We start from the raw sequence: 1,024 nt of genomic DNA, 5'->3' as shown, positions 1-1,024 counted from the left end.
CCATGGCGTTCAACTTGAACGGTTTCAACTTCAACCAATCCATCATGGATTCTCAAGGTCGCGTCATCGCTACCTGGGCTGACGTAATCAACCGCGCTAACTTAGGTATGGAAGTAATGCACGAGCGTAACGCTCACAACTTCCCTCTAGACTTGGCTGCTGCTGATGTTGCTCCTGTCGCCTTAAGCGCTCCTGCAATCAACGGTTAATCAGTTTAGTTCAATAAAAAACGCTCTCCAATCATGGGGAGCGTTTTTTTGTTTTGGGGAAAATACGAACCAGATAACTAACTGTTCGCTGATTTTGAAGAGACAAGAGGAATTAAAGCCTCAGGGTAAGCCACAAAATAAATGATCCTGTTTTGTCATGCTGAGTGTAGCGAAGCGAAACTGACTATTAAATAAGGCTTTCAGAGGCGATTATTTAAGGCACAGGGGCATAAATCAGAGAAATGCCAAATTGTGATTCACTGCGGCTTAAATGAATGAACCATTTTCAAGCCTTGTAATCTATCAAATTTTCCGAGCTTTTAATGGTCATGTTATTTGCGCCAACCTGTACTAGTAGTTTGTCAAGATAAAAAGGGCTGTAGTGTCAGCGTCTCGCTCACGCGGGCAAGATGCCCGCACTACCAAAAACCCCTCAAAATAAATTTTCCTTCTTTCCTTCTTTCTTCCTTCCTTCGTGTTCTTCGCGTCTTCGTGGTTCATTCCTTTATCCGTCAAAATTTATTTGACAGACTACTAGTACAACACGGCATAAATAAACCAACCATTCTAAATCGTTAAAAAGCCTATACTGTCTTCGTTTTGACTTTTGACTTCCGCCCTGCGGTACTGGTCGCTTATATCTCAGGGCTGAAGCTTCTGAGCTTTACTCTTACCGGGTATTCCTGTAACAAGAAAATTAGAAGTTGTTACAAAAAAGATTAATGGTTAAAAGCCTTGCCATATCTAGATTATAGCCATAAAGATGACCCAGTTTTCTAAATTTATTAAAAAATATTACGAAAACCCCTTTACAA

At 40.8% G+C, this 1,024-nt stretch carries 1 pseudogene; it reads left to right on the top strand.

The features are described 5' to 3' along the window. Positions 1-209: pseudogene (locus IQ226_RS24805) on the top strand (photosystem II q(b) protein); the annotation flags it as partial. Between the last annotated feature and the right edge of the window lie 815 nt (positions 210-1,024).

Origin of the sequence: Dolichospermum sp. LEGE 00240, assembly GCF_015207875.1 — a bacterium.
GTDB lineage: Bacteria > Cyanobacteriota > Cyanobacteriia > Cyanobacteriales > Nostocaceae > Dolichospermum > Dolichospermum gracile.
This window is presented reverse-complemented; position numbering and strand designations above follow the sequence as displayed.